Source organism: Acidicapsa borealis (assembly GCF_059115245.1).
In genome coordinates this window covers 5,571,403-5,593,940 of sequence record NZ_JCACNY010000001.1, presented here as the reverse complement: position 1 = coordinate 5,593,940, position 22,538 = coordinate 5,571,403, and the positions used below count along the sequence as shown (strand labels likewise).

Here is a 22,538-nt window from a genome sequence, read left to right as displayed (position 1 = left end):
AGTTTGGCTCCCCCGGCGTTTGAGTTGATTCCACGGAGACCACGTTAGAAGTCAAAACGCAGCCCAAACTGCATGCGCCGGAAGTTGCTTTGCGCGGGAAGCGTTGAGCCGTACGCGCCGAGCGAACCGCCGGTGAGGCCCGAGCTGATGCTGACGGTATCGAAACGGTTTGTGTTGGTGACGTTGTAGACCTCGCCGTCGAACTTCAACTTGCCAAAGTCGCCAATCTGCCAAACCTTACTGAGAGTCGAGTCGATGTCGAAGTAGCCATCGCCACGGAAAGCATTACGCTGGCCAGCTTCACCGGGGTAAGGGAGTCGGACGGGCCCGTTGGCGGTTTCGACACCTGCGTTGATAGCACCGGGATCGTCGAATACCTGCATCTGCTTGTTGGCAAAGTCGTAATGCTTGCGCGTCTTAACGTAGCTCGTTTTGACGCCATAGCCTTCCAACTGCCAGTTGGTAGACCAGCCGGGTTCAAAGAGAGAGAACGGCAGGCCGCTGGTCCAGCGAGCCAGTCCGCCAAGCGTCCAGCCACCGATTACCGAATCGACAAGGCGATTGCCGTTGCCCAGGAACTTCTTTCCGCGGCCAACCGGGAGCACATAGACCACGTCTCCATTGACCAGATGCCGGGCATCAAAATCGGAAACCGCCTTATTGAGCTTCGGATTCCATGTATTTTGAATGGCCGAGCCTCCCAGGCTGTCGTTGGAGAATTCGTTGGCGCGTTCTGTACCCGAATTCATGTCGAGAGATTTTGACAGGGTATAACTGACGTCTACGGTCACACCGTGACTTGTAGGGTGGCGAAGTGTCATCTGCAGGGCATGATAGGAACTGTTGCCGATCGAGGACCATGCGTAAAGAGAGGCGAACTGGGGCTGCCAGAAACGAGATTGAGCCGGGCAGTTATACGAGACACCGTAGTTGCCGTTGTAACAGAAGAAGTCCAGATCAGCGATGGAAGTGGTTTCGCCTTCCCCATAGCGGTATGGGGCCCACTCGTAGGTGTAGACAGCCTGAGTAGCCGATGCATTGGGAGTTGGGCACGGATTGGCGTTGCCGTTTACATCAACTGCAGGATTGAATCCAGCCATGTAGCTGAAGACATCTTCGAAGTAGGGAATTTTGCCGACGGCAGCGCATGGATCGCCACCGTGCTGATCGACGAGTTTGGAGAGCTGCGTAGCCGCCGTGTAGTAATCTCCAGCCCCTTGGGGATCATTGAAGTTGGTCGGCTCGGCGATATCCAACTGCTGCAGCAAGTGACGGCCAAGGCGGCCAACGTAAGCTTCTTCAAAAAGGAATCCGCCGGGAAGTTCTCTCTGGAAAGAGAGATTAAATGCTTCCGAGTACGGGGTTTTCAGCTTGTTGTCAACGCCGAAGTTGATTCCGAAGAGAGCGGGCGGGGTGTAAGGAAAGCTGGCGGATTCGGGAGCGGCCGGCAGCGGGATGGCGGGAATGTTGCTCGGGCCCGTGAACCGAGGCGAGGTTTCAAAACCCTGAACACCGGCTGGATTGGTGTAGGTTGTGCTGAGTCCGAAGGATGCTTCCGAGCTGAGCGCGCTGGAGATAGCTTCGCCGTAGTGGTCGTAGTAAATGCCGCCGCCTGCGCGGATAGAAGTCTTCGAGTTGGGCGAATAAACCACCGCCACGCGAGGAGCAAAGTCGTACTTATTCTTGGGCCAGAAGCCAGGTTTTCCGTTGGCTTTACCGGAGGGAGCAAATTGCAAATTCGGTTCAAAAATCTGGCCCTTGGATGCTTGATAGCCACGCTCCTTGAACCAGTCGTGCGTATCGATAGTTGGCGCGATTTGCTGGCCGTTGGTTTCATACGGGGTCTGAAGGATCGTATGGCGAAGGCCTGCCGTAATTGTGATGTTAGGCTTGATGCGCCAACTGTCCTGGATGTAGTACTCGTACTCGTTTGATTTGAAGTCGCGAGCGATGGAGGTTCCTTCCTTGAGCAGCGTTGCCGCGGTAGGCGACGTGATTTTGTAGTTGAAGACATCGCTCACTGACGGTACCGTCCCCACGATGGTTGCGTATGCAATGGTGTAGGAGTTCCCAAAGCTGGAACCCACTTCAGGCTGACCATTGCCGAGCGAGGATGGGTCTGGCGGACTTCCACCGAGCCAGTACGGGTTAGTGCTTGCTCCGCTAAACGAGTTTGAGTCAGTGCTGCTGATGTTCTGAATCATGCGCCAGTTGCCGCCAACGGTGACCGTGTGGTTGCCCTTGGTCCAGGTGAGAGTGTCCACGACGTTGTGAACCGGGACAAAGTTGACAGTGCTGCGGGTTTGTGCAGTGGGCTGGGTGAGGAAACGGAAGTCCACGTACTCCCCTTGCCCGATACCCGATTGACCGTATCCCTGCCGGACATACCCGTAGCGGATGTCGTTGACGATACTGTTTGTAGGAGTCCATGTGTGCCCAAATGCCAGGCCCTTGGTGTTGTAAATAGTGACACTTGAGGGCGGTTGGCCTGGGAGATTTGCGTTGCCTGCATAAGTGTCTTTCTGTAAATTGCCGCGGGCAAAAATCTGCTGTTTGCCGCTTAGGTTGTAGTCGAGCTTGAAGATACTGGTGTTCTGCGTCGTGGGTACCTTCACTGGGAAGAAAATAGAACCCGAGTTGAGCCCATCGCCAGACGCAGTGCCAGTAGCGGTCGGCACGTTGGCGTAGTAAGAGAGAACGTTGGGGTTAACTCCGGGACCCCACGGACATACGGGTGCGCCGTTGAACGTATTGGCAGCGCACGGGGCGTCGAGCTTGGCGATCTGTGCGGAGTTGATACTCTGTACGTTGCCCTGATCATCGTAATACTCGAGATTGCCGGCCATGAAGCTTTTCGTGGGGACGGTGGCTGTATTGATGCTGTCAATGGCTTGACGCAGACCTTCGTAGTTACCAAAGAAGAAGAGCTTGTCTTTCCAGACAGGGCCGCCAAGACTGGCTCCAAAAACGTTGCGAAGATATTTGGCGGGGATATTGAGGAACTTGGCGTCGACGTCTCCGCCGTATGTAGACAGTTGCGAATTCTTCAGGAACCAATTGTTACTGACCGTGTTGGTTGGCCGGTAATACTCGTAGGCCGCGCCATGGAACTTGTTCGTGCCCTTCTTGGTGATCAGCGATACCTGAGCGCCTGAGGAGCGGCCGGCATCGGCTGTGCCGTTGGAAGTAGTGACGCGGAACTCTTCGGTCGAGTCCAGGGTGGAGCGCAAAACGCCGGTGAAGGCAAAACCGCTGACCTGGTCGTTATCGTCGAGACCGTCCAGCGTGATGTTGCCCTGATCGGAACGGCTGCCGGAGACCGCGCCCTGACGGCTGTCGCTGCTCTCCTGGTTATCGGTGGAACTGTTGCCGCCGCCCTCACCGAGGAAGAGCACACCCGGCTGTAGAGCGAGTAGCGAGATCGGATCGCGACCGTCCAACGGCAGCGACTGAATCATCTCGTTGCCCACGGAGTTACCCATCGAAGCGTCGGTCGTGTTCAGCGTCTGCGCGCTGGCCGTCACGTCCACCGTGACCTGATTCGTTTGCAACGACAGTGTGAAATCGATCGTAGCCGGCTGATTGACCAGCAACTCAGCGGTCTTGGACGACTCGCCGAAACCCTGCGCAGAGACCGTGATGAGGTATTTGGCCGGAGGGATCTGCGGAAACTGGTAGGTACCGGCTTGGTTGGTTGTGGCGGTGAGCGTCTTGTCGACGGATTTGTCCACGATTGTCACCTTGGCGCCCGGAACCAGGGCCCCGGACGGGTCTTTCACGATACCGCGCAGAGAGGTGTTGGCAGACTGGCCAAAAGCGAAGCTACAAGAGATGAGGATGCACAAGAGCATCGCTCCCAGATGGGATCGTTTCACGTCTGTTCCTCCAAATTATGAAGTGCTGAAAAGTCTTACAGGTTGTGTTATGGACCCGTTGAGACGACTCGAGTATTCGTACTGGCTGGCCCTGGGGATGGAACCGATATTGGGCCGCCCACTCGATGGGTAGCTGTATCTTGCCGGAAAATTTCCCGGAATTCAACAGATTTTCTTGAGCGAAACACGTTGCCTCTTGAAAAGGAGGCAAATTCCAGCTAAGACCCGGTAAAACCCGAAGTCGTTCTCATTATTGCTGTTGCTGCTGCATTTGCTGGGAATCGAGAATTGGCACGACGCGCTGGGGAGGTTCCTGAGCGCGCTCGACAAGCACGGACCAGTCTTCCGGGATGGGGAGTTTGCGGTCGAGTGGCGGGGGTTCCATGCTGCCTTCGACCTTGACAGCGACGAAGAGTTCGCTCTCAGTTTTGCCGCGGTAGACGCCGTGTGTCGGCGGTACGTCGGCGTAGTCGCGACCGCAGGCGGTGCGGATGTGGCGGTTGTATGCGATGAGGTCATTGGTGGGATCGAAGCCGACCCAGTTGAGCTGCGGCAGCAGAACTTCGACCCACGCGTGCGATGCGTCTGGGATGGAGCGATCGTGGTCTTCGCGGCCGCGGTAGAGATAGCCGCTGACGTAGCGGGCGGGAATGCCGATGTGGCGGAGCAGGGCGATCATGGTGTGCGCGAAGTCCTGGCAGACACCCTGGCGGCTCTCGATGGCTTCATCGATGGGTGAATCGACGCGGGTGGATTTCGGGACGTAATCGAAGTATTCGTAGATGCTCTTGTTCAGCTCATGGACGACCATCAGCGGGTCGTCGCGGCGGACTACATTGAGTTTTTTCGCCATCTCCAGCAGGGCCGGGGTGGGGGCGGCGAAGGTGCTCGGGAGAAGCATTTCTCCGTAATCGCCTTCGTGGACGAGGGCGTCGAGTTCGGACCAGGCGTCGGGCGCGAGAAAGGACGGTACGTCCATCTGCATCTGCTGCTCGACGAGGGACTCGGCGACGATGACGAGCTGGTCGTGTTCGCCGGGGATATCAAAGTGCTGGACATTGTTGCCGTAGTGGTCACGGTAGCTGAAGACTCGGCAGCGCGGGCTCACTGCGAGCGAGAAGGCGAGGCAGTGCTGGTTGGAGTCCGAGCGCGGGTGCATGCGGGTTTCCATGATGCTTTCGCTGACCGGCCGCTTGTAGCGGAAGCGGGTGAGGTGGCGGATGGAGTAGAAGTTCATGAGATCTCCGGGTTCTTAAACGGCCAGTGCTGACTGGATGGAGTACTGCACGTAGTAACGGTAGAGCAGTTCGTGGATCAGCTGGCACTGTTCGCGGATGGAGTGTAGGAACGCGCCGGGGTTGCCTTCGAGGATCTCCTCGATGGTCGTGTAGCGCAGCATGGCGTGGAGTTTGCCGGCGGTGGCCATGAGTTCGTCGGGCGGGCGGCGGCCTCCGTTCTGCTGGACGGCATCGATGGACTGGCGAATCGCGTCGATGGAGTAGCGGAGGGCGTGGGGGAAGTCGCGGTTGAGGAGCAGGAACTCCAGAATGCGGTCAGGCGAGAGGTCGGCCGTGTAGACCTGGCAATAGGCTTCGAACGATGTGCAGCAGCGGAGGAGTCCCACGAGTTCGAGGTACTGGTAGCCGGAGCTATCTTCTTCGGTGAGGTCGAGGAGGCTTTCCTGGTAGACCTCGAGCAGTGTGGCGGTGGCGTAGGCGCGTTCGAGGTAGCGGCCGAGCCGAATGAACTGCCAGCCCTCGCCGTGCAGCATGGTGGTGTCGCTGACGCCTTTGAAGAGGTGGATGCCATCGACGACGGAGGCGAGGAAATCGTTGAGGTTCGAGCCGAACTGGACCTGGGCGTGTGGCGAATGCATCTGGTGGTAGAGGCGGTTGAGGCGCTGCCACTGTTCGGTGGAGATTTCTTCGCGGACCTGACGGGCGTTTTCGCGGGCGGCGTTGATGCAGGTGGTGACAGAGGCCGGGTTGACGGTGCTGAAGATAAGCGTGCGCGCCATCAATTCCATGTCGCCATTCCACTCGGTGTCAGGCGGGTTGCCGAGGGCGGTGACGAGCCGCTGCCAACGGGTCTCGGCGGAGGTCTCGGAGGAGTCGAGGACGAGGCTCATGGTGACGTCGAGCTGGCGGATGGTGTTCTCAGCGCGCTCCAGATAGCGGCTCATCCAATAGAGGCTGTCGGCGACTCTCGATAACATGCTTCGGACTCCTGAAGATTTCGAGTGTGAGTGTGAAGTGTGAGTGTTGAGCAATCTGCTTTCCACACTCACACTCGCACTTCACACTGTGCTTACCCTATTCCAAGACCCAGGTATCCTTGCTGCCGCCGCCCTGGGAGGAGTTGACGACCAGCGAGCCTTTTTCGAGAGCTACACGGGTCAAACCGCCGGGGACGATATTGACCTTGTCGCCGAAGAGGATGTAAGGGCGCAGGTCTACGTGGCGTGGCTCCATCTGGCTGCCGAAGAGGCAGGGGGCGCGGGAGAAGTCGAGCGTAGGCTGGGCGATGTAATTGCGCGGGTTGGCTTCGATGGCGCGGGAAAACTCTTCGCGTTGCGCTGCGGTCGATTGCGGTCCGATGAGCATGCCGTAGCCGCCACTCTCGCCGACCGCCTTGACCACCAGCTTGTCGAGGTTGGCAAGGACGTGCTGGCGGGATTTCTCTTCCGTAAGCAGGTAAGTCTTGACGTTGTTGAGGATGGGGTCTTCATCGAGGTAGTACTTGATGATGTCGGGGACGTAGGCATACATGGCCTTGTCGTCAGCCAGGCCGGTGCCGAAGGCGTTGGTGACGGTGACATTGCCTGCGCGATAGGCGTTGAAGAGACCGGCGCAGCCCAGGCCTGAGTCCTTGCGGAAGATCAGCGGATCGCTGAAGTCATCGTCGACGCGGCGGTAGATGACGTCGACGCGCTTCAGGCCGTCGGTCGTCCGCATGTAGACGATGTTGTCGTGCGTAACGAGATCGCGGCCTTCGACGAGATCGATGCCCATCTGGCGGGCGAGGTAGGTGTGCTCGAAGTAGGCGGAGTTGTAGACGCCGGGGGTGAGCAGGACGATATTGGGTTCCGGGCGGCCCTCGGGAGCGAGCGAGCGCAGAGTGCTGAGCAGCAGTTGCGGGTAGTGCTCGATGGGCCGGACGCCGTAGCTGTGGAAGAGTTGCGGGAAGGTGCGCTTCATCACGCGGCGGTTGGTGAGCATGTAACTTACGCCGGAGGGAACGCGCAGATTATCTTCCAGGACGACAAATTCGCCGGTGCGCAGGCGGAGAAGATCCGAGCCGACCACGGCTATATATACGTTGCGAGGCACTTCCAGGCCGCACATCTGGCGGCGATAGTGCTTGCAGCTATAGACCATGTCCGCGGGCACGACCTTGTCGCGGAGAATCTTGGCGTCGCCGTAGACGTCGCGGAGGAAGTGGTTCAGGGCGAGGATGCGCTGGGTGAGGCCACGTTCGATGCGATCCCACTCGTCAGCAGCGATTACACGTGGCAGCAGATCGTAGGGGAAGATGCGTTCGGTGCCTTCGTCGCGGCCGTAGACGGTGAAGGTGATTCCCTGTGTCAGGAAGCTGAGGTCGGCGGATTGCTTGCGGCGGAGGAGTTCATCGTGCGGAAGGCTGGCGAGGGTTTCGACCAATTGCTTGTAGTGCGGGCGTATACCACCGTCAGGAGTGCGCATTTCATCGAAGGCGCCGTCGAGGAGGTAGTCGCGAAAAAGCCTTTCGAGCGGAATCGGCTGATCGCCGTTAGCCGCAGCGGCGTCGGAGGTATCGACTTCGCCCGGGTTGCCCAGCCCGGGAGTGTCTCGGTTGACAGGCTCTTTGGCACTCATCTCAGAAATGGCAGTTCCTTTGCTGGAAGGTCTGGGATTGCAAAATCTGTGAACGAGAAAATCCGGTGAATATCCGTTCGGGTTTCAATAGAGTACACCGTGGGAATGGAAACGGAAGTACGAGAAGGAGCGAATCAGACGGAGATTCGCAACTCAGGGTTTTCCGGAGTCGAAGCCATAGCGTTTATAGCGGGTGGCGACATTCGGATGGAGTTTGAGCGCGGCCGCTAAGTCAGTCTTGGCACCCGATGGGTCATTCAGGTGGCGTTTCACGATGCTGCGGCAATAGAGCCAACCGGCCACATTGGGGCTGAGCGTGAGGGCGCGATTGTAGTCAGGTAATGCATCGGAATACTTGCCCATGCGCAGATACGTGAAAGCCCGGCAATCGTAGGCGGTACTGTCGTTGAGACGAAGTTTTAGCCCCTGATTGCAGTCGCTTAGGGCCTGCGTCAATTGCCCGGTAGCACTCTCAGCAAACCCGCGATAGGTGTAGGCAAATCCGTCGTTTGGATTAAGTTTCAGAGCCTGGGAGTAGTCTGCGATGGCATGCGGATAGTCTTCGCGAGCGTTGTTGATCATACCCCTTCCAAACCATGCCTTGCTGTGCTTTGGGTCGAGCTGGATCGCATGGTCGAAATCCTCAAATGCCTGATCGAATTTGCGCTGATTTTCGTAGCCGTTGCCGCGATTGACCATCGCAGGTACGTTGCGTGAATCGAGGCGCAGACTCTCGTTGCTGTCGGCTATCGCCGCCTCGAATTGTCTGTGCCGATTCGACATGGCTGCACGCCGGTTATACGCATGGATGAGAGTCTTGGTGTTCGCCTTGCCATCCTTGATCACTGCCGAGCAGCCCTGCATGGCGACGTTGTCGTCCTTGAGGTTGTTGCAGGCGATTTCGTTGTGGCCTTCCGTGGACATGAAGTGGACGAACTTCACGGCGATAACGACTCCAACAGTCAAGCCGGTCAGGCACAGAATGGATACGGCGACGATGCCGACGACAAGACTGGGTCGCAACGCAGATGCCTCCTATGGCCAACAAGCGGGGTAGGTTGGCTACAGGATAGCATCGGCTTCCGGTTGGATTGTTCCCGGGAGTTACTGGGCTGTCTCGGTGAACGTGGCAATCTGGCCGCCCCAGGGAATGGGTGCTTTGGCGGTCACCGTGACCTTCCCCGGGGTAGACGGAAGTGTCAACGTGACGGTGGCCTGGCCGCTGGCATTGGTGCGGACCACGCGCGAGGAGAGCATGCCGGCGGAGGTGGTAAAGAGCAGGGTCACATTGCCCGCGCTGGCGCCCGAGGTTCCAGGGACGAATGTCGCGGTGAGCGTGATCTGCGAACCGTGCGTGGCGGACTGGTTGTCGCCGGTCTTCGTGAGGGTTGCAGCGGGATTGCCGACGAGCACCCTCCCCTGTTGCGTTTGGGCAGTGCCGGCGGAGTCTGTTCCGGTGACCGTGAAGGAGTAGAAACCGGGCGTGGATGGGGTGGTCAGCGTGATGAGGCCATTCGTGCCGCTCGCGAGGCTGGACTGCGTAAGGGCGATCCCGAGCCCGGCCGCGCCGCTGGCCGATGTGAGCTTGACTGTGCCGTTGCCGGAAGTGATGGCGGGAGCGATGGTGATGGTGCTGGAGGCTGAAGCGGCAATCGTGTCCGGGTTGAGATCCCACTCGACTGCGGGCTTCTGTGGGGTGGCGCCGGTGGCGACGATCAGAGTTGCGGAGTACGGGGCAAAAGTTTGCGTCGACTGCCAGCTACTCGTGGAGGAAGCGACAATGCGGTTCGGTGTGACGGAGGAAAGCGTGTAGGTCTTCATCTGGGAGGGCTGAAATCCGCTGACATCAAAGCTCACGGAATCGCTGTTCGCGGGATCTTTGTTCACGACGAGGATGGTCATGGTCTGGCCGGCTGTGTCAGTGGAGGCGAAGACGCTGAAGAGGTTGGGGCTGGTGGTGCTGGTAGCTTCGACCGAGAGCGGCTGGAAGCCTTGGTGCTGGCCATCGGGATTGCGGTAGAGAAGCAGTGCCTGGTAGGCAGGGGTTGACGCGTCTGCAGCGGTCCAGCGGGATGCGGCGTACATGCGTTCGCGACCGAGAATGCCGTAGGAATCAGCGTCAACAAGGGCAGTTGAAAAGTCGGCTTCGCCGGCCAAAGCGCCATTCCATTCCGTGAAGCTGACCGGGGTGCCTGGGTAGATGCTGTTGGCGAGGGCGCGCATGCGCGGGATGACGAAGGCAACGGTCTTGTCTGGCTGGAGGTAGGTGGCGTACTGCTGATTGACCGCGCCGGATTCGCTGACGTACGCAGGGTCCCACCAGTCGCGGGTCTGGCGCAGGGCTGCGGCCTGAATCTGGGCCGGGGAAAGGCCGGTGTTGGAAGGGCTGTTGAAGTAGGCGTGGACATCGAAGACATCCAGAGAGCGCGATCCCGAGACGGTGTCCTGGAACTTGATTTCGTTGAGCAGCCAGGGGAGGAAGTCCAGGCCGCCGTGCTGGCCTTTGTCGTTGTTGTCGACGCCGTTCCAGTAGAAGTACCAGCAGCAGAAGACGGGGGCGAAGCGCACGGCCAGCGGATCGTAGGACTTGACGGCGTGGCCTTCTTTGACGATGTCGGCGGCCAGTTCGTCGTAGCCGCTGGGAGCAGGGTGGACGTCGCGATGCGTGCCGGACCAGATGTCGGGCTCGTTGTCGAGGTCATAGAAATGGGGCTGGTTGCCGAATTTAGGCGCAATGGCTTTGATCCACTGGCTGCGATAGACGCTGCCGGCCGGGTCACTGGTTCCGGGGGCGTCGAGGAGTTCGACATCCGCATCGGTGGGGTCGTTGCCGGTGAGATTGGTGGAGCAGTCGGGAAGCTGACCATTGCCTGCGTCGGTGCGATAGGGGTCGAAGGAGCATTGCTTGCCGTACTTGGCGATCGAGAAGCTGACGCTGGTGGTGTCTTTGGCGACCCAGCCGAGCATTGGGATGGTCATTAGCGGGGATCCACCGGCGGCGGAGATGGTCGAGAGGAAGGTGGGCGAGTCAGGCGTGCCCCAGCTGTAGTTTTCGAAGTAGTAGTCGGCGTCCAGGTTCTTGGCGTTGATGGTCCAGTTGTAGCGGGAGCTGTTGTTGCCTCCCCAGCGGATCATGGTGGCGCCGGAGGCGGTGACGTAGGCAGCGTCGGGCGGGAAGTTCGCGCCGTAAATATAGGGGCTGATGAGATGGCGGTTGGTCAGAGTATTGATGGTTACGGAAACAGGGGTTGCCGGCGGCGGGTTCAGGAGGGCGACGCGTCCCGGAGGGCGTGGGGTGGGCTGGATGGGCCTGACTGGCGTGGGAACAGAGCCTGACTGTTGAGATTGTGCGCCGAGAGCCGCGAAGAAACACAGAACCAGCGAGAAGATAGGTCGAACAGTCCGGCGGGGGCGGAGAGGCGTGCGCATGGTGGATGAGTCCTCTTTCGCGACCGTCATCAAATTGTTGCAGTCACCCGAATCTTATACCTCGAACGATTCCTCTGCTCAAAAGAAAGCGGCGGCGCTTCCTGGTTGGAAATGCCGCCGCTGTCTTGGAGTTCCGTTCTTGCTAGAAGTCGTTCCAGAGAGCCTGGTTGTAGACCTCGTGGTGGTACTGGACTTCGGAGCCTTTGACGAAAGTGCCGAGCTGGCGCGGGGAGCGGTCAGCGGCGGCGCGCTTCAAGTCGGCGAAGCGGCTCTGCACGTCGGCGCCGAGGATTTCGGCGACCCATTCCGAGGAGCTGAAATCGTCGATGGCCGAATAGATGTTATCCGGCAGGTAACGGCTGGCCTGGCGGATGTTGTCGATCGAGGCAACCTGGCCGTCGATGCCGGTCTTGAACAGCGAGTAAAGGACCAGGTAGGGGTTCGCGTCCGGGCCTACGGAGCGGACTTCGACGCGCATGGACTTGGAGTTGCCGATGGGCACACGGACCATCGAACCGCGATCGGTGGCAGAGGCCTTGATCTGGTTGGGCGCTTCGAAGTGCGGATCGAGACGGCGATAGGCATTCACACTCGGGTTGAGGATCAAACAGATGTCGAGCGCGCGGGACAGGATGCGGTCGATGTAGTCCCAGCCGAAGGTGGAGAGCTTTTCGACGCCGTTCGCGTCCCACATCAGGTTGGTCTTGTCCTTGGTGATGGACATGTTGGTGTGCATGCCGCTGCCGTTGACGCCGACAACAGGCTTGGGCAGGAAGCTGGCCGTGTAGCCCATGTTGTTCGCGATCTGGCGGCTGAGCAGCTTGTAGAGCTGGATCTGGTCGGCTGCGGAGACGACTTCACCGTAGGTGTAGTTGATTTCGAACTGGCTCGGAGCGACTTCCGGGTGATCCTTTTCGTTCTGGAAGCCCATGGCGCGCTGCACTTCGGCGGCGGTATCAATGAACTTGCGGAGCGGATCGAGCGGCAGCGAGTGGTAGTAGCCGCCGGTGGAAACGTAGTCGAAGCGGCCCGTATCCTTGAACTTCTGCTCGGCGTCGATGCCGGCGAAAAGGAAGCCTTCGATTTCGTTAGCGGCGTTGAGGGTCAGGCCTTTTTCCGCGTACTGGGTGTCGGAGAACTTCTTCAGCACGCCGCGCAGGTCGCCGGAGTACGGTTCGCCGTTCTTGTCGATGACTGTGCCGAAGACGAGAACCTTGCCCGTGCCGAAAACGTCGGCGGGAACCCAGTAGAAGGCGCTCCAGTCGATGCCGAGGCGTAGATCGCTCTCCTTTTGCGCCGTAAAGCCGCGGATCGAGGAGCCGTCGAAGGTGAGGTTGTCGTAGCTGGAGAGAAGGAACTTCTTGTCGTAGTCGAGCAGGTGCAGACGGCCTTCGAGATCGCTGAAGAGAACGGTAACAGCCTTGATGCCCTTGGCATCGGTCAGCTCTTTGAGGCGCTTTTCGCGGGTCTCATCTGCGGAGACGCGGTTGAGCCGGTCGGCTTTGATGGCGAGGTTTTTCTCTTCAAGCTCCTCGTAGCTGAGGGCTAGAAAATTGCGGAAACTATCTGGCACGGAACTCTCCCTTCGGGTGTTTCTAGAATAGGCAGCGACGTAGCGATGGCCGCAGGCTGCAGATGATCGTGCAATCAGGGTAACGCGCGACACGCCGGAGCGCATAAGGAAAACGTAAGCCGGGGGACGTGCCGATCAGCGTGTCTACCGCGAGAGCGTGAAATCCGGGCTGGTAGCATCGAGTTTAAGGAGAATTTACCGAAAGATGCCTCTTTCACACCTTCGCGTTTCCAGCCTGGCGGCGGCTTCCGCTGCGGCTCTTGGTTTTCTTGTCGTGCCCTCAGTGGCTCTGAAGGCTCAGAAGGCTCCGATTCAGATTGTTGCTGACCTCACCGATGCTCCGCGCAAGCTGTATCACGCGGAGATCGACCTGCCCGTGACGGCTGGTCCGGTGACGCTGACCACCCCCAAGTGGATTCCGGGGAACCATCGCCCGACCGGCCCCGTCGATGACATTACGGGCGTCGTGTTTACTGCCAACGGCGAAAAGCTGCCCTGGCGGCGCGACGACGTAGACCTGTACGAGTTCCATGTGACTGTGCCGAAGGGCGTTACGACGCTGCATGCCCATCTGGACTGCATCGTGACCGAGCGAATTTCGCAGAAGATGGCCGTCCTCGAGTGGGAGAAGCTGCTGCTCTACCCCGCGAACGTCCCCGTGAAGGAGATCCCTGTTCAGCCTTCGCTGAAAGTCCCTGCCGGATGGGGTATCGGCACGGCTCTGACGCCTGAGGGCGCGGGCGCTTATCCGGTGCCGACAGCGGGTAGCGTGACCAAGTATGCGGTGACGAATGTTGAGCAGCTCGAGGATTCCCCGGTGATTACCGGCGAATACTTCCACGAGTTTGCGCTCGCTCCTGAAGTCACGCCGAAGCACTTCATCGACGTGGTGTCGGATTCGCCGGAAGACTCGAAGCTGCGGCCTTCGGTACTGGCGGAACTGAACAACCTCGTTCGCGAAGCGGGTACTGTTTACAACTCGCACCACTATCGCGTGTACCACTTCCTGCTGACGCTTTCCGATGTGGCAGGCGGCGAAGGGCTGGAGCACGGGCAGTCTTCGGACAACGGCGTGGGTGAGAAGGGGTTTGCCGACGATATGCACCAGCTGGCCGAGTCCGATCTGCTGGCGCATGAGTTCACCCATAGCTGGAACGGTAAGTACCGCCGGCCGTTTAACCTCTACCAGACAGACTTCGAAAAGATGCAGCAGGGTTCGCTGCTCTGGGTCTACGAAGGCATGACGCAGTACCTGGGCAATGTGCTGGCGGCGCGTTCGGGCCTGAAGTCGCAGGCGCAGTATCGCGACATGCTGGCCATGTCCGCGGCGCAGCTCGATTCGAAGCCGGGACGCGAGTGGCGTTCGACCGAAGACACTGCGATTGCAGCGAGCATCCTGCGCGGCGGCAACCCGGCGTGGTCCAACTGGAAGCGCGGGCAGGACTACTACCAGGAAGGCGAACTGCTCTGGCTCGACGCCGACACCCTGATCCGCAAGCTGACCAACAACAAGAAGTCGCTGGATGACTTCCAGAAGATCTTCCTGGGCAAGGGCGGAGATACCGGTCCTGAAATTGTGACCTACAACCGCGACGAGTTGATCAAGGACCTGAACGAAGTGGCCCCATACGACTGGGCGAAATTCCTGCACGACCGCGTAGACCAGCCGAATCCGCGGGCGGACGTCGCCGGGATTGAGCAGGGCGGCTACAAGCTCGTCTACCATGACAAGCCAACCAAGTCCGAGAAGACTCTCTACTCGGACGAGGGACGCCGGGCAGGCATCGACGTCTGGTATTCGATCGGACTGCGCATTTCCTCGGAGGGCGTGATCAGCGACGTGCGCTGGAATGGGCCCTCGGACAAGGCTCGGTTGGCCCCGGGATACAAGATCCTCGCGGTCAATGGGCATATCTACTCGGCCGATGCGCTGAAGGAAGCGATCAAGGCGGCGAAGGGCGCAACTGAGCCGATTCACCTGATCGTTCAGGCGGATACGTTCGTGAATCCGTACGAGATCGATTATCACGACGGCGAAAAATATCCGGCGCTGGAGCGGGTGGATGGAACGCCGGCTTATCTCGACGACATCACCACGGCGCGCACCAATACCGAAAAAGCTCCCGAAGAGAAGAAGGATAACGACTAACTGAGTCACAACCTATCCCGCGCGTTGGCCCGAATGAGTGTGGCTGGCGCGCGGGATTTCTATTTGCGCCACGTCCGCTGGACGCTGTAAGACGGCGTAGCAGTTACGGTAGCCTTCGTCGCAGTGAGGAGTTTTCGCTGGGTGAGCCACCCGACCGCAGCCTGAGCCGAACTCTTGGATACGCCAATCGATTCGGCGAGCTCCTGATAGCTGATCTGGACCGGGCCGCTGCGCCGTTGCTGCTCTGCGAAGAGCCAGAGATAGACGAGAAAGCTGACCGGACGTTTGTCGTGGCCAACAAGGTCGCGCATCAGAACGTCGGTGATGTAGCTATCGATCTCTGCCATGCCCACGCGCCGATCTATACCGATCATTACTATAGCAGCACTTACCAGATTGCAACCGTGGCCACGCGCGCTTATGGTGCGGAGAGATCGGCTTGGAGGTCGAAGATGATTCGTGGGATCAAGATTGTGAGCATTCCGGTAAGTGATCAGGATGTGGCGCTGAAGTTTTATACAGAGCAGGTTGGATTCAAGGTGTTGACGGACCGCCCGTTCATGGGTGGCCAGCGGTGGATCGAACTTCTCATACCGGGTTCGGATACAAATCTGGCACTGTTCACGCCGCCGGGGATGGAGGATCGCATTGGCGGATTTCAGCCGATGACCTTCTGGTGCGACGACGTATTCGCGACCGCCAAGGGCCTGAAGGAGCGTGGCGTGGAACTGGCGGAGGAACCGAGAAAAGAGGTATGGGGCACGATGGCCAAGTTCCGTGATCCGGACGGAAACGTGTTTGTATTTTCGAGCCGATGAACAGGTGTTGCCGGATCTGTGACCGTTCGCGCTAACATCGGATGCAACTTGTGATGACCGAATCTGAGCGCTGGGAACGATTGCAGGAGCTGTTTCATCTGGCTGCGGAGACGCCTGAGGCGGACCGGGAGCGGGTGCTGACCGCTGCCTGCGAAGATCCTGAGCTGCGAAGGCAAGCGCTGGAGATCTTTACCGCCGGAGATGCCGCGACCACGACTCTGGTGGGCGATGCGGATTCCGGCAATGGGGGAACTGCGAAGCCAGAGCCTGCTGTGCCGACGGGGAAGATTGGTCCGTACACCCTCGTTCGTCTACTGGGGTCAGGCGGGATCGGCTCGGTCTACCTGGTGGAGCGCACGGTGGGCGGCGCCATGTTGCGGTCGGCGCTCAAGGTGCTGGGGCCGCATGCCGCGGGGCCGGCGTTTGTTGAGCGGTTCCTGCGGGAGCAAAAGATCCTGGCTTCACTCGATCACCCGAATATCACACACATGACCGATGCCGGTTTGACCGAGAATGGTCAGCCTTACCTGGTGATGGAGTATGTCATTGGCGAGCATCTGGACGTGTATTGCGACGCGCGCAAGCTGCCCATCATGCAGCGGCTGTGGCTATTCCTGAAGGTGTGCGACGCGGTCGCCTACGCGCATCGTAACCTGGTTGTGCACCTCGATCTCAAGCCATCGAACATCCTGGTAACTGCGGACGGAACGGTAAAGCTTCTCGATTTTGGCACTTCAAAGCTCCTTCAACCAGACAGCCTGCTTACCAGCACCGTAATGGCAACGCCGGCATACGCCAGTCCCGAGCAATTACGGAACGATCCCGTAACGACGGCCAGCGATGTGTACGCGCTTGGGGTCATTTTGTTTGAACTACTGGCGGGACGGCGGCCTGGGGGCAAATCCTCCATGGCGGCGCGCATGGAGCAGGCGATTTCCGAGCGAGAGCCCGAGCGGCTGACGCACGCGATTTCTGCGGAGGCGGCCAAGAGTCGCGGACTCACGGAAGGCAAGCTGTTGCAAACCGTGCGCGGGGATCTGGCGACGATAACGGCGAAGTGCCTCAGCCCCCGGCCTAAAGATCGTTATCCGACCGTGGATGCTGTAGCGCAGGATTTGCGCCGGCATCTGGATGGTATGCCGGTGCTGGCCAGGCCGCAGACCACGTTTTATCTGGTGAGCAAGTTTCTGCGGCGCAGGCGGAGAACCGTGATTGCGGCGTCCGTCGTGTTGCTGCTACTCGTAGCCGCACTGGGATATGCGGAGTGGCGTCAGCGGCAGGCTGTGCTGGAAGGGCAGCGGGCGCTGCGGATGCAGACGTTTTTGTACCGGCTCCTCTATCTCGCGAATTCAAACTATACGGGCAAGCCTACGTTTTCCGTGCCGGATTTTCTGGAGCTAGGTGCCAAGCTGCTACCGGATTACATCCACAACCCGGCGGATCTGCGAAAGGCGCAGATGAGTCTCGCCGAGTCGATGTATGAGAACAACGATCTGGACGGCGCGGCGCGGGTGCTTGCCGAGGCGATTCCAAATGCTGCTGCGGCCAAGGATTATGACACTGAAGCGGAGTCCGAGGCCACGGCCGGTGAAGTCGCCTATCTGCAAGGCAAGCCGGAGGAAGGTCTGCGATTAACGACGCATGCTCTTGAGCTCTCGCGGAAAGCTGGCGTCGCTCCCGGAGTGCGGGTCTGGGCCAAGGTGTATTACGCGACCAACCGTGAGCGCCTGGGCTTTCGAACGGACGAAAATCTGGGCATGCTGCAGTCTGCTGCGAAGGAAGCGCAGTCTGACCGGACCATGCCTCCGCATGAGGTCGGCGATGTGCTCTATTCACTGGGCTGGGACTTGAAGCTGCGTGAGAAGTATGCGGAGGCGGAAGCCGCCTACACCCAGGCCTTGCAGATTTACAGGAAGGATGCGGCCGCAACGTGTGATCTCTCCGCTGTGTATGGAGAACTGGCTGCAGTGAAGGATCATAGCGGCGACCCTGAGGGGAGCCTGCAGCTGTATGGGCAGGCGTACGACGGGTTGAAGGGATGCGAAGGGCCGGATAGCCGGGGCGCGCTGGAGCAGCGGGATCGCATGGCAGGGGTCTTGATCAAGGTTGGACGAGGCAACGAAGCGCTGCCGATGATCGAGGGCGCGATGCCTGCCTGGCGGAAAGTGGCCGGAACCACCCCCGATCTTGCCGAGCCGCTTGAAGTGCTGGCGAAGGCGTACCTTGCGACCGGAAAGTTTGCTCAGGCAGAGACGACGGCAAAAGAGCTCTTTGGTGTTGAGGATGGAAAGGTTGCACCTACCGACCGGCGACTGGGAGAAGCGCAGCTGCTTTGGGCGCGGGCGTTGCTGGGTGAGAAGAACTATGCCGAGGCGTTACCGCATGCGGAGAAGGCGGCGAAGTTGCTCGTTGGCGGCACATCGCCGGATGCAGCGCAGGCAGATGCCAAGGCGCGGGAGATCCTGCTCGCTGTGCAGGGGAATCATCGCTAGCAGGGGGCTAGGCGGAATAGCGTAATCTGTTGGCTCAGGAGATACAGCTTGTCCATGCCGAATGCTACCCGGAAGCCTTTGCTTTTCTTGTTACTGACCCTTGCTTGTTCGCTGACTATGGCTGCCCAGCAGCCGGATGTGCCGCAGGAGAACTACGTCAAGTCGCATTACACCAAGTATGAGTACCGCATCCCCATGCGCGACGGGAAGAAGCTCTTCACCGCTGTCTACGTGCCCAAGGCGAGCGCCTTTGGTACGGAGACCGGTCCATACCCGTTCCTGATGGACCGGACGCCCTACTCGGTTGGGCCATATGGCGAGGATGAGTATCCGGCGCAGCTGGGACCTTCCCAGGAATTCGAAAAGGGCGGCTACATCTTCGTCTATCAGGACGTGCGCGGCCGCTGGATGAGCGAAGGCGAGTTCGTCGAGATGCGTCCGCATATCGACGACAAGAAGTCGCCGAACGATGTCGATGATGCATCGGACACGTATGACACGATTGAGTTCCTGCTGAAGCATGTTCCGAATAACAACGGCAAGGTCGGTATCTGGGGCATTTCGTATCCCGGTTTCTACACTTCAGCCAGCATGATCGATTCGCATCCTGCGCTGGTGGCTGCGAGTCCGCAGGCGCCGATGACGGATCTCTTCCAGGGAGATGATGCGTATCACGGCGGCGCGTTCATGCTGTCGGCCAACTTCGGCTTCTATGTCTTCTTCATGCCGCAGAAAGAGCCGCAGATGCCGCATCCGACGGTGCCGTTCGATTTCGGTACGCCGGACTCCTATCGCTTTTATCTCAACGGCGGCAGCCTCACCGAGATGGACAAGACCTATCTCAAAGGCAGCAACTGGCTATACACCGATCAGGCCAAGCACGATACGTACGATGAGTACTGGAAGGCGCGCAATCTCGCTCCGCACATGAAGAATGTGAAGTGCGCCGTGCTGGTGGTGGGCGGCTGGTATGACGCCGAGGATCTGTCCGGGCCGTACAAGACCTTCTACTCCACGTCGAAATTGAATCCGGAGACGCCTACGACGCTGGTCGAGGGGCCTTGGGTGCATGGCGGATGGGCGCGTGGTGATGGCAGCCATTTGGGCGATGTTCAGTTCAATGCGAAAACTGCAGAGTATTTTCGCGAGAACATTCAGTTCCCCTTCTTTGAGAAGTATCTAAAAGGCCGCGGCGAGGCTCAGCCTAAGGCTGTGGTCTTCGAGACGGGAACCAATGTATGGAGGACCTTCCCAAGCTGGCCTCCGCAGGCGGCTACGGCGAAGACACTCTATTTCCAATCTGGAGGCAAGTTGAGTTTCGATCCTCCGACCGAGACTGCGGGTTCGGATTCGTACGTCAGCGATCCGGCGCATCCTGTGTCGTTTGTCGGCTACACGACGGACACCGTGCCGCAGCGGTACATGGTGGACGATCAGCGCTTTGCGAGCTACCGGCCAGATGTCCTTGTTTACGAATCGGACATATTGACCGAGGATGTGACGATTGCCGGGCCGATTTCCCCCAGGCTGAAGATTGCGAGTACCGGCACGGATTCGGATTTCGATGTGAAGCTGATCGATGTCTATCCGGAGAACTATCCCGATCCCGACGAGGGTTCAGGCCGTCCGAATAAGCGGATTCTGGATGCTCCGCCTTTGCACATGGGCGGGTATCAGCAGTTGCTGCGCGGCGAGCCGATGCGGGCCAAGTTCCGTAACAGCATGGAGAAGCCTGAGGCTCTCACGCCAGGCAAGGTGACGGATGTGAATTTCACCATGCCGGACCTGTTTCATACCTTCCGCGCCGGGCACCGGATCATGGTGCAGGTGCAGTCCAGCTGGTTCCCGCTAACGGACCGGAATCCGCAGACGTTTACGGATATTCCCAATGCCAAGACGGAGCAGTTTGTGAAGGCGACCGAGCAGGTCTTTCACCAGAAGGATGCTGCTTCCGGGGTTGAAGTGCTGGTCATGCCGAAGCCGTAGTCGAAGCTCAACTCAAAGGAAATGGCGCGCTGGGATTGCTCCCAGCGCGCCATTTCCTTTGATCCGGTACTACTCAAGTAAAGACCTTGATGAAGTTCCGGTGACTGCCGGATTCGAGGTTTGCCTAGTCTACGGTGAGGGCCAATGGGGTGGAGTGCGTCGTTGCCGTTACTCCGTTGCTGGTCTGGGCTGTGATGGTGATGGTGTAGGAGCCGAGAGTGGTGCCGTAGGGAGGAGGACCATGGTTGAGGTAGCGATAGCGGGCCGCGCAGGCTGTGGTGCCGAGCAAGCTGACCGTTCCGATGATCGCGAGTAAGACCAGCCCATGGATGTGCTTGCGCTTGCGCGTGAGGAAGCTGAGGCCAAATGCGCCCGGCAGGAGGATCGCCAGCGCGAGAGGCGCTGCTGGAGAGTGACCAGCAGGGGCGTGATTTGCGGAGACCGGTCCGGTTGCAGCCGTTGTCTGGACGCTCAGGTTGGCGGTGACAGCGGAGGTCGAAGTGACCTGGAGATTCGCCGGGCTGAAGCTGCAGGTCACGCCTACGGGCAGTGTAGTCGTCTGGCCGGTGCCCGCGCAGGAGAGGCTGATGAAGCCCGTGAATCCGCTCCCGGTGACCGGTGCCACGGAAACAACCACGGCACCTGCGGCACCCTGTTTGACGGTGAGTGAGGCCGGGGCGATCGCGACGGAGAAGTCCGGGCTCACGCTGGCCTGCGGGTGCAGAACGACCGATTCTGAGGTGGATGCGGCGCTGGTGGCGTTGCCGCCGTAGACTGCGGTGAGGGAGTGGTCGCCGGGAGTGAGGCTGTCGAGAGTGATGGTGGCATTGCCAGTGCTGTCGATTGCGGCCCCGGCGATGGACTTGCCCTTTTCGACCAGGGTGACAACACCGATGGCTGGATTGCCTTCGGCGGTAAGGACCGTACTGGTGAAGGTGGCGACGGTGTGGTCGCCGACTTCACGGGTTTCCGCGGTCAGCGAGGTGTGGGAGGCTATCGGGGCCTGTGCCAGTGCTGCTGCGCTCAGGCCTGCTGCCAAGGCAACTGCCAAGCCCGTGTGGATCGCTTTGCGCTTGCCGTTCCCGGCCTTGGTTTGCGCCATGCGGCGCACTGTCGTTTCGTTGCTCACCCGCTACCAACCTCTACTCAATCTTGTTTTGCCGCGAACGATGCAGATTGTCACAGCTTGAATTCTTATTGTATCTGTCCGTTCTGAAGAGACGGATTCCGTCTGGCGTGGTGAGCAGGCCCGTCCAGTGAAGCGGAACAATTGCTCCAGCCCTGGATGCTATTCAAAGGCGCCAAAGCTGGCAAAAGCACGCACAGGGGGGAGGGGGTGCAGTTTGTGGCTTATCCCTCAAAGAATGAGAGAGTTAAAGCATCTTTACGGTGCACTTGGATGCGCTTTTGTGCACTTTTTGCGAACTGGATCCGCTCCGCATTGGATGCGGGAGTGGTCCGGGGTGCGTTGCAATTCTGATTTTCCTAAGTATACCAAAAACGGGGTTAATTCAACGCAAGCGAGTGGGCTAGCCGGGAAGCGGATGGGGCTCGCGTGTGGCGGCTGTATGCTGGTCAACATGATTGCTCATCTGCGTGGCAGGCTGATTCATAAACAACCGGGGCAGGCGATTGTGGAGGCTGCTGGCGTGGGGTACGACGTGACCATCTCCGTGCCTACGTTTACGGCGCTGCCTGTGGTGGGGGCTGAGGCTTCGCTGCATATCCATACCCAAGTGCGTGAGGACCAGATTGCGCTGTTTGGGTTTCTGGAGCGGGATGAGAAGCGGCTCTTTGAAAAGCTGATCACGGTGACCGGGGTGGGGCCGAAGCTGGCGATTACGCTGCTGAGCGGGCTTTCGGCGGACAGGGTGGTGACGGCGATCCGGGGGCAGGATCATGCTTCGCTGGTGCGGATTCCGGGCGTGGGGAAGAAGCTGGCGGAGCGGCTGGTGCTGGAGTTGAAGGACAAGCTGGATGACTTTGCTTCGGCTCCGGCGCCTGCTTCGGTGCATGGGGCGGCGGTTGAGGATGTGCTTTCGGCGCTGACGAATCTGGGCTACCAGCGGATGGCGGCGGAGAAAGCTGTGCAGCACTCGGTGGAGAAGGATGCCGGGCTGGCTGGAGATTTCGATGGGTTGTTCCGGGCGGCTTTGAAGGTGATTCGATAGGAGGTTGATGGGTTGGCAGGTGGCTTTGGTGCCGGATGCGAACGGTGAGGTTTCTTATCGGATCGTCTTGAGGAACGTAACTAGCGAAAACGAGGGGTTTACGTCAGTGCGGTGGTTGTTGCAGGTTGCGCAATCGGCGTCTGACACTGCGCAATGCTTACCGCACGATGCGCAATCGGCGCTGGCGCTTC

14 protein-coding genes are annotated in these 22,538 nt (G+C 59.4%); 5 read left to right on the top strand and 9 right to left on the bottom strand.

The window, feature by feature from the left end; genetic code table 11:
- Positions 1-44: 44 nt before the first annotated feature.
- The 7 genes from AC5S27_RS22810 to AC5S27_RS22780 form a co-directional block, all read right to left on the bottom strand.
- The gene (locus AC5S27_RS22810; RefSeq protein WP_493936856.1) at positions 45-3,875 is read right to left on the bottom strand and encodes a TonB-dependent receptor; all 3,831 of its coding nucleotides are present in this window, start codon (positions 3,873-3,875) and stop codon (positions 45-47) included.
- Positions 3,876-4,125: 250 nt separating this feature from the next.
- Positions 4,126-5,112 carry a transglutaminase family protein gene (locus tag AC5S27_RS22805; RefSeq protein ID WP_493936855.1) on the bottom strand — a complete coding sequence of 329 codons (987 nt, stop codon included), beginning with the start codon at positions 5,110-5,112 and terminating at the stop codon, positions 4,126-4,128.
- A 15-nt stretch (positions 5,113-5,127) separates the two neighbouring features.
- A complete protein-coding gene (locus AC5S27_RS22800; protein ID WP_493936854.1) occupies positions 5,128-6,090 on the bottom strand; it encodes an alpha-E domain-containing protein in 963 nt (320 codons plus the stop codon).
- Positions 6,091-6,187: 97 nt separating this feature from the next.
- The gene (locus tag AC5S27_RS22795) at positions 6,188-7,729 is read right to left on the bottom strand and encodes a circularly permuted type 2 ATP-grasp protein (protein ID WP_493936853.1); all 1,542 of its coding nucleotides are present in this window, start codon (positions 7,727-7,729) and stop codon (positions 6,188-6,190) included.
- Between the two features lie 153 nt (positions 7,730-7,882).
- Complete coding sequence (locus AC5S27_RS22790) at positions 7,883-8,752, bottom strand: tetratricopeptide repeat protein (protein ID WP_493936852.1); 870 nt, start codon at positions 8,750-8,752, stop codon at positions 7,883-7,885.
- An 81-nt stretch (positions 8,753-8,833) separates the two neighbouring features.
- Entirely contained in the window at positions 8,834-11,158 is a 2,325-nt protein-coding gene (locus AC5S27_RS22785) for a glycoside hydrolase family 44 protein (RefSeq protein ID WP_493936851.1), read from the bottom strand.
- Between the two features lie 142 nt (positions 11,159-11,300).
- Entirely contained in the window at positions 11,301-12,731 is a 1,431-nt protein-coding gene (locus AC5S27_RS22780) for a glutamine synthetase family protein (RefSeq protein WP_493936850.1), read from the bottom strand.
- Between the two features lie 205 nt (positions 12,732-12,936).
- On the opposite strand from AC5S27_RS22780, the gene AC5S27_RS22775 reads away from it, so the two are divergent.
- Positions 12,937-14,880 carry a M61 family metallopeptidase gene (locus tag AC5S27_RS22775; protein ID WP_493936849.1) on the top strand — a complete coding sequence of 648 codons (1,944 nt, stop codon included), beginning with the start codon at positions 12,937-12,939 and terminating at the stop codon, positions 14,878-14,880.
- A gap of 59 nt (positions 14,881-14,939) precedes the next feature.
- Here the strand turns inward: AC5S27_RS22775 and AC5S27_RS22770 are convergent, their stop codons facing one another.
- Positions 14,940-15,227: a helix-turn-helix domain-containing protein gene (locus AC5S27_RS22770; protein ID WP_493936848.1), complete on the bottom strand. Its 288-nt coding sequence runs from the start codon at positions 15,225-15,227 to the stop codon at positions 14,940-14,942.
- A gap of 105 nt (positions 15,228-15,332) precedes the next feature.
- Between AC5S27_RS22770 and AC5S27_RS22765 the strand changes: the two genes are divergently transcribed.
- The 3 genes from AC5S27_RS22765 to AC5S27_RS22755 are packed head-to-tail and all read left to right on the top strand — an operon-like array spanning position 15,333 to position 20,176.
- On the top strand, positions 15,333-15,698 hold the full coding sequence (locus AC5S27_RS22765; protein WP_493936847.1) for a VOC family protein: 366 nt from the start codon (positions 15,333-15,335) through the stop codon (positions 15,696-15,698).
- A 53-nt stretch (positions 15,699-15,751) separates the two neighbouring features.
- Positions 15,752-18,190: a protein kinase domain-containing protein gene (locus AC5S27_RS22760; protein ID WP_493936846.1), complete on the top strand. Its 2,439-nt coding sequence runs from the start codon at positions 15,752-15,754 to the stop codon at positions 18,188-18,190.
- Between the two features lie 54 nt (positions 18,191-18,244).
- Positions 18,245-20,176 carry a CocE/NonD family hydrolase gene (locus AC5S27_RS22755; protein WP_493936845.1) on the top strand — a complete coding sequence of 644 codons (1,932 nt, stop codon included), beginning with the start codon at positions 18,245-18,247 and terminating at the stop codon, positions 20,174-20,176.
- 124 nt (positions 20,177-20,300) lie between these two features.
- Here AC5S27_RS22755 and AC5S27_RS22750 read toward each other — a convergent pair whose 3' ends face one another.
- A complete protein-coding gene (locus AC5S27_RS22750; protein ID WP_493936844.1) occupies positions 20,301-21,305 on the bottom strand; it encodes an Ig-like domain-containing protein in 1,005 nt (334 codons plus the stop codon).
- A gap of 439 nt (positions 21,306-21,744) precedes the next feature.
- On the opposite strand from AC5S27_RS22750, the gene ruvA reads away from it, so the two are divergent.
- Positions 21,745-22,347 carry a Holliday junction branch migration protein RuvA gene (gene ruvA / locus AC5S27_RS22745; RefSeq protein ID WP_493936843.1) on the top strand — a complete coding sequence of 201 codons (603 nt, stop codon included), beginning with the start codon at positions 21,745-21,747 and terminating at the stop codon, positions 22,345-22,347.
- Positions 22,348-22,538 lie beyond the last annotated feature (191 nt).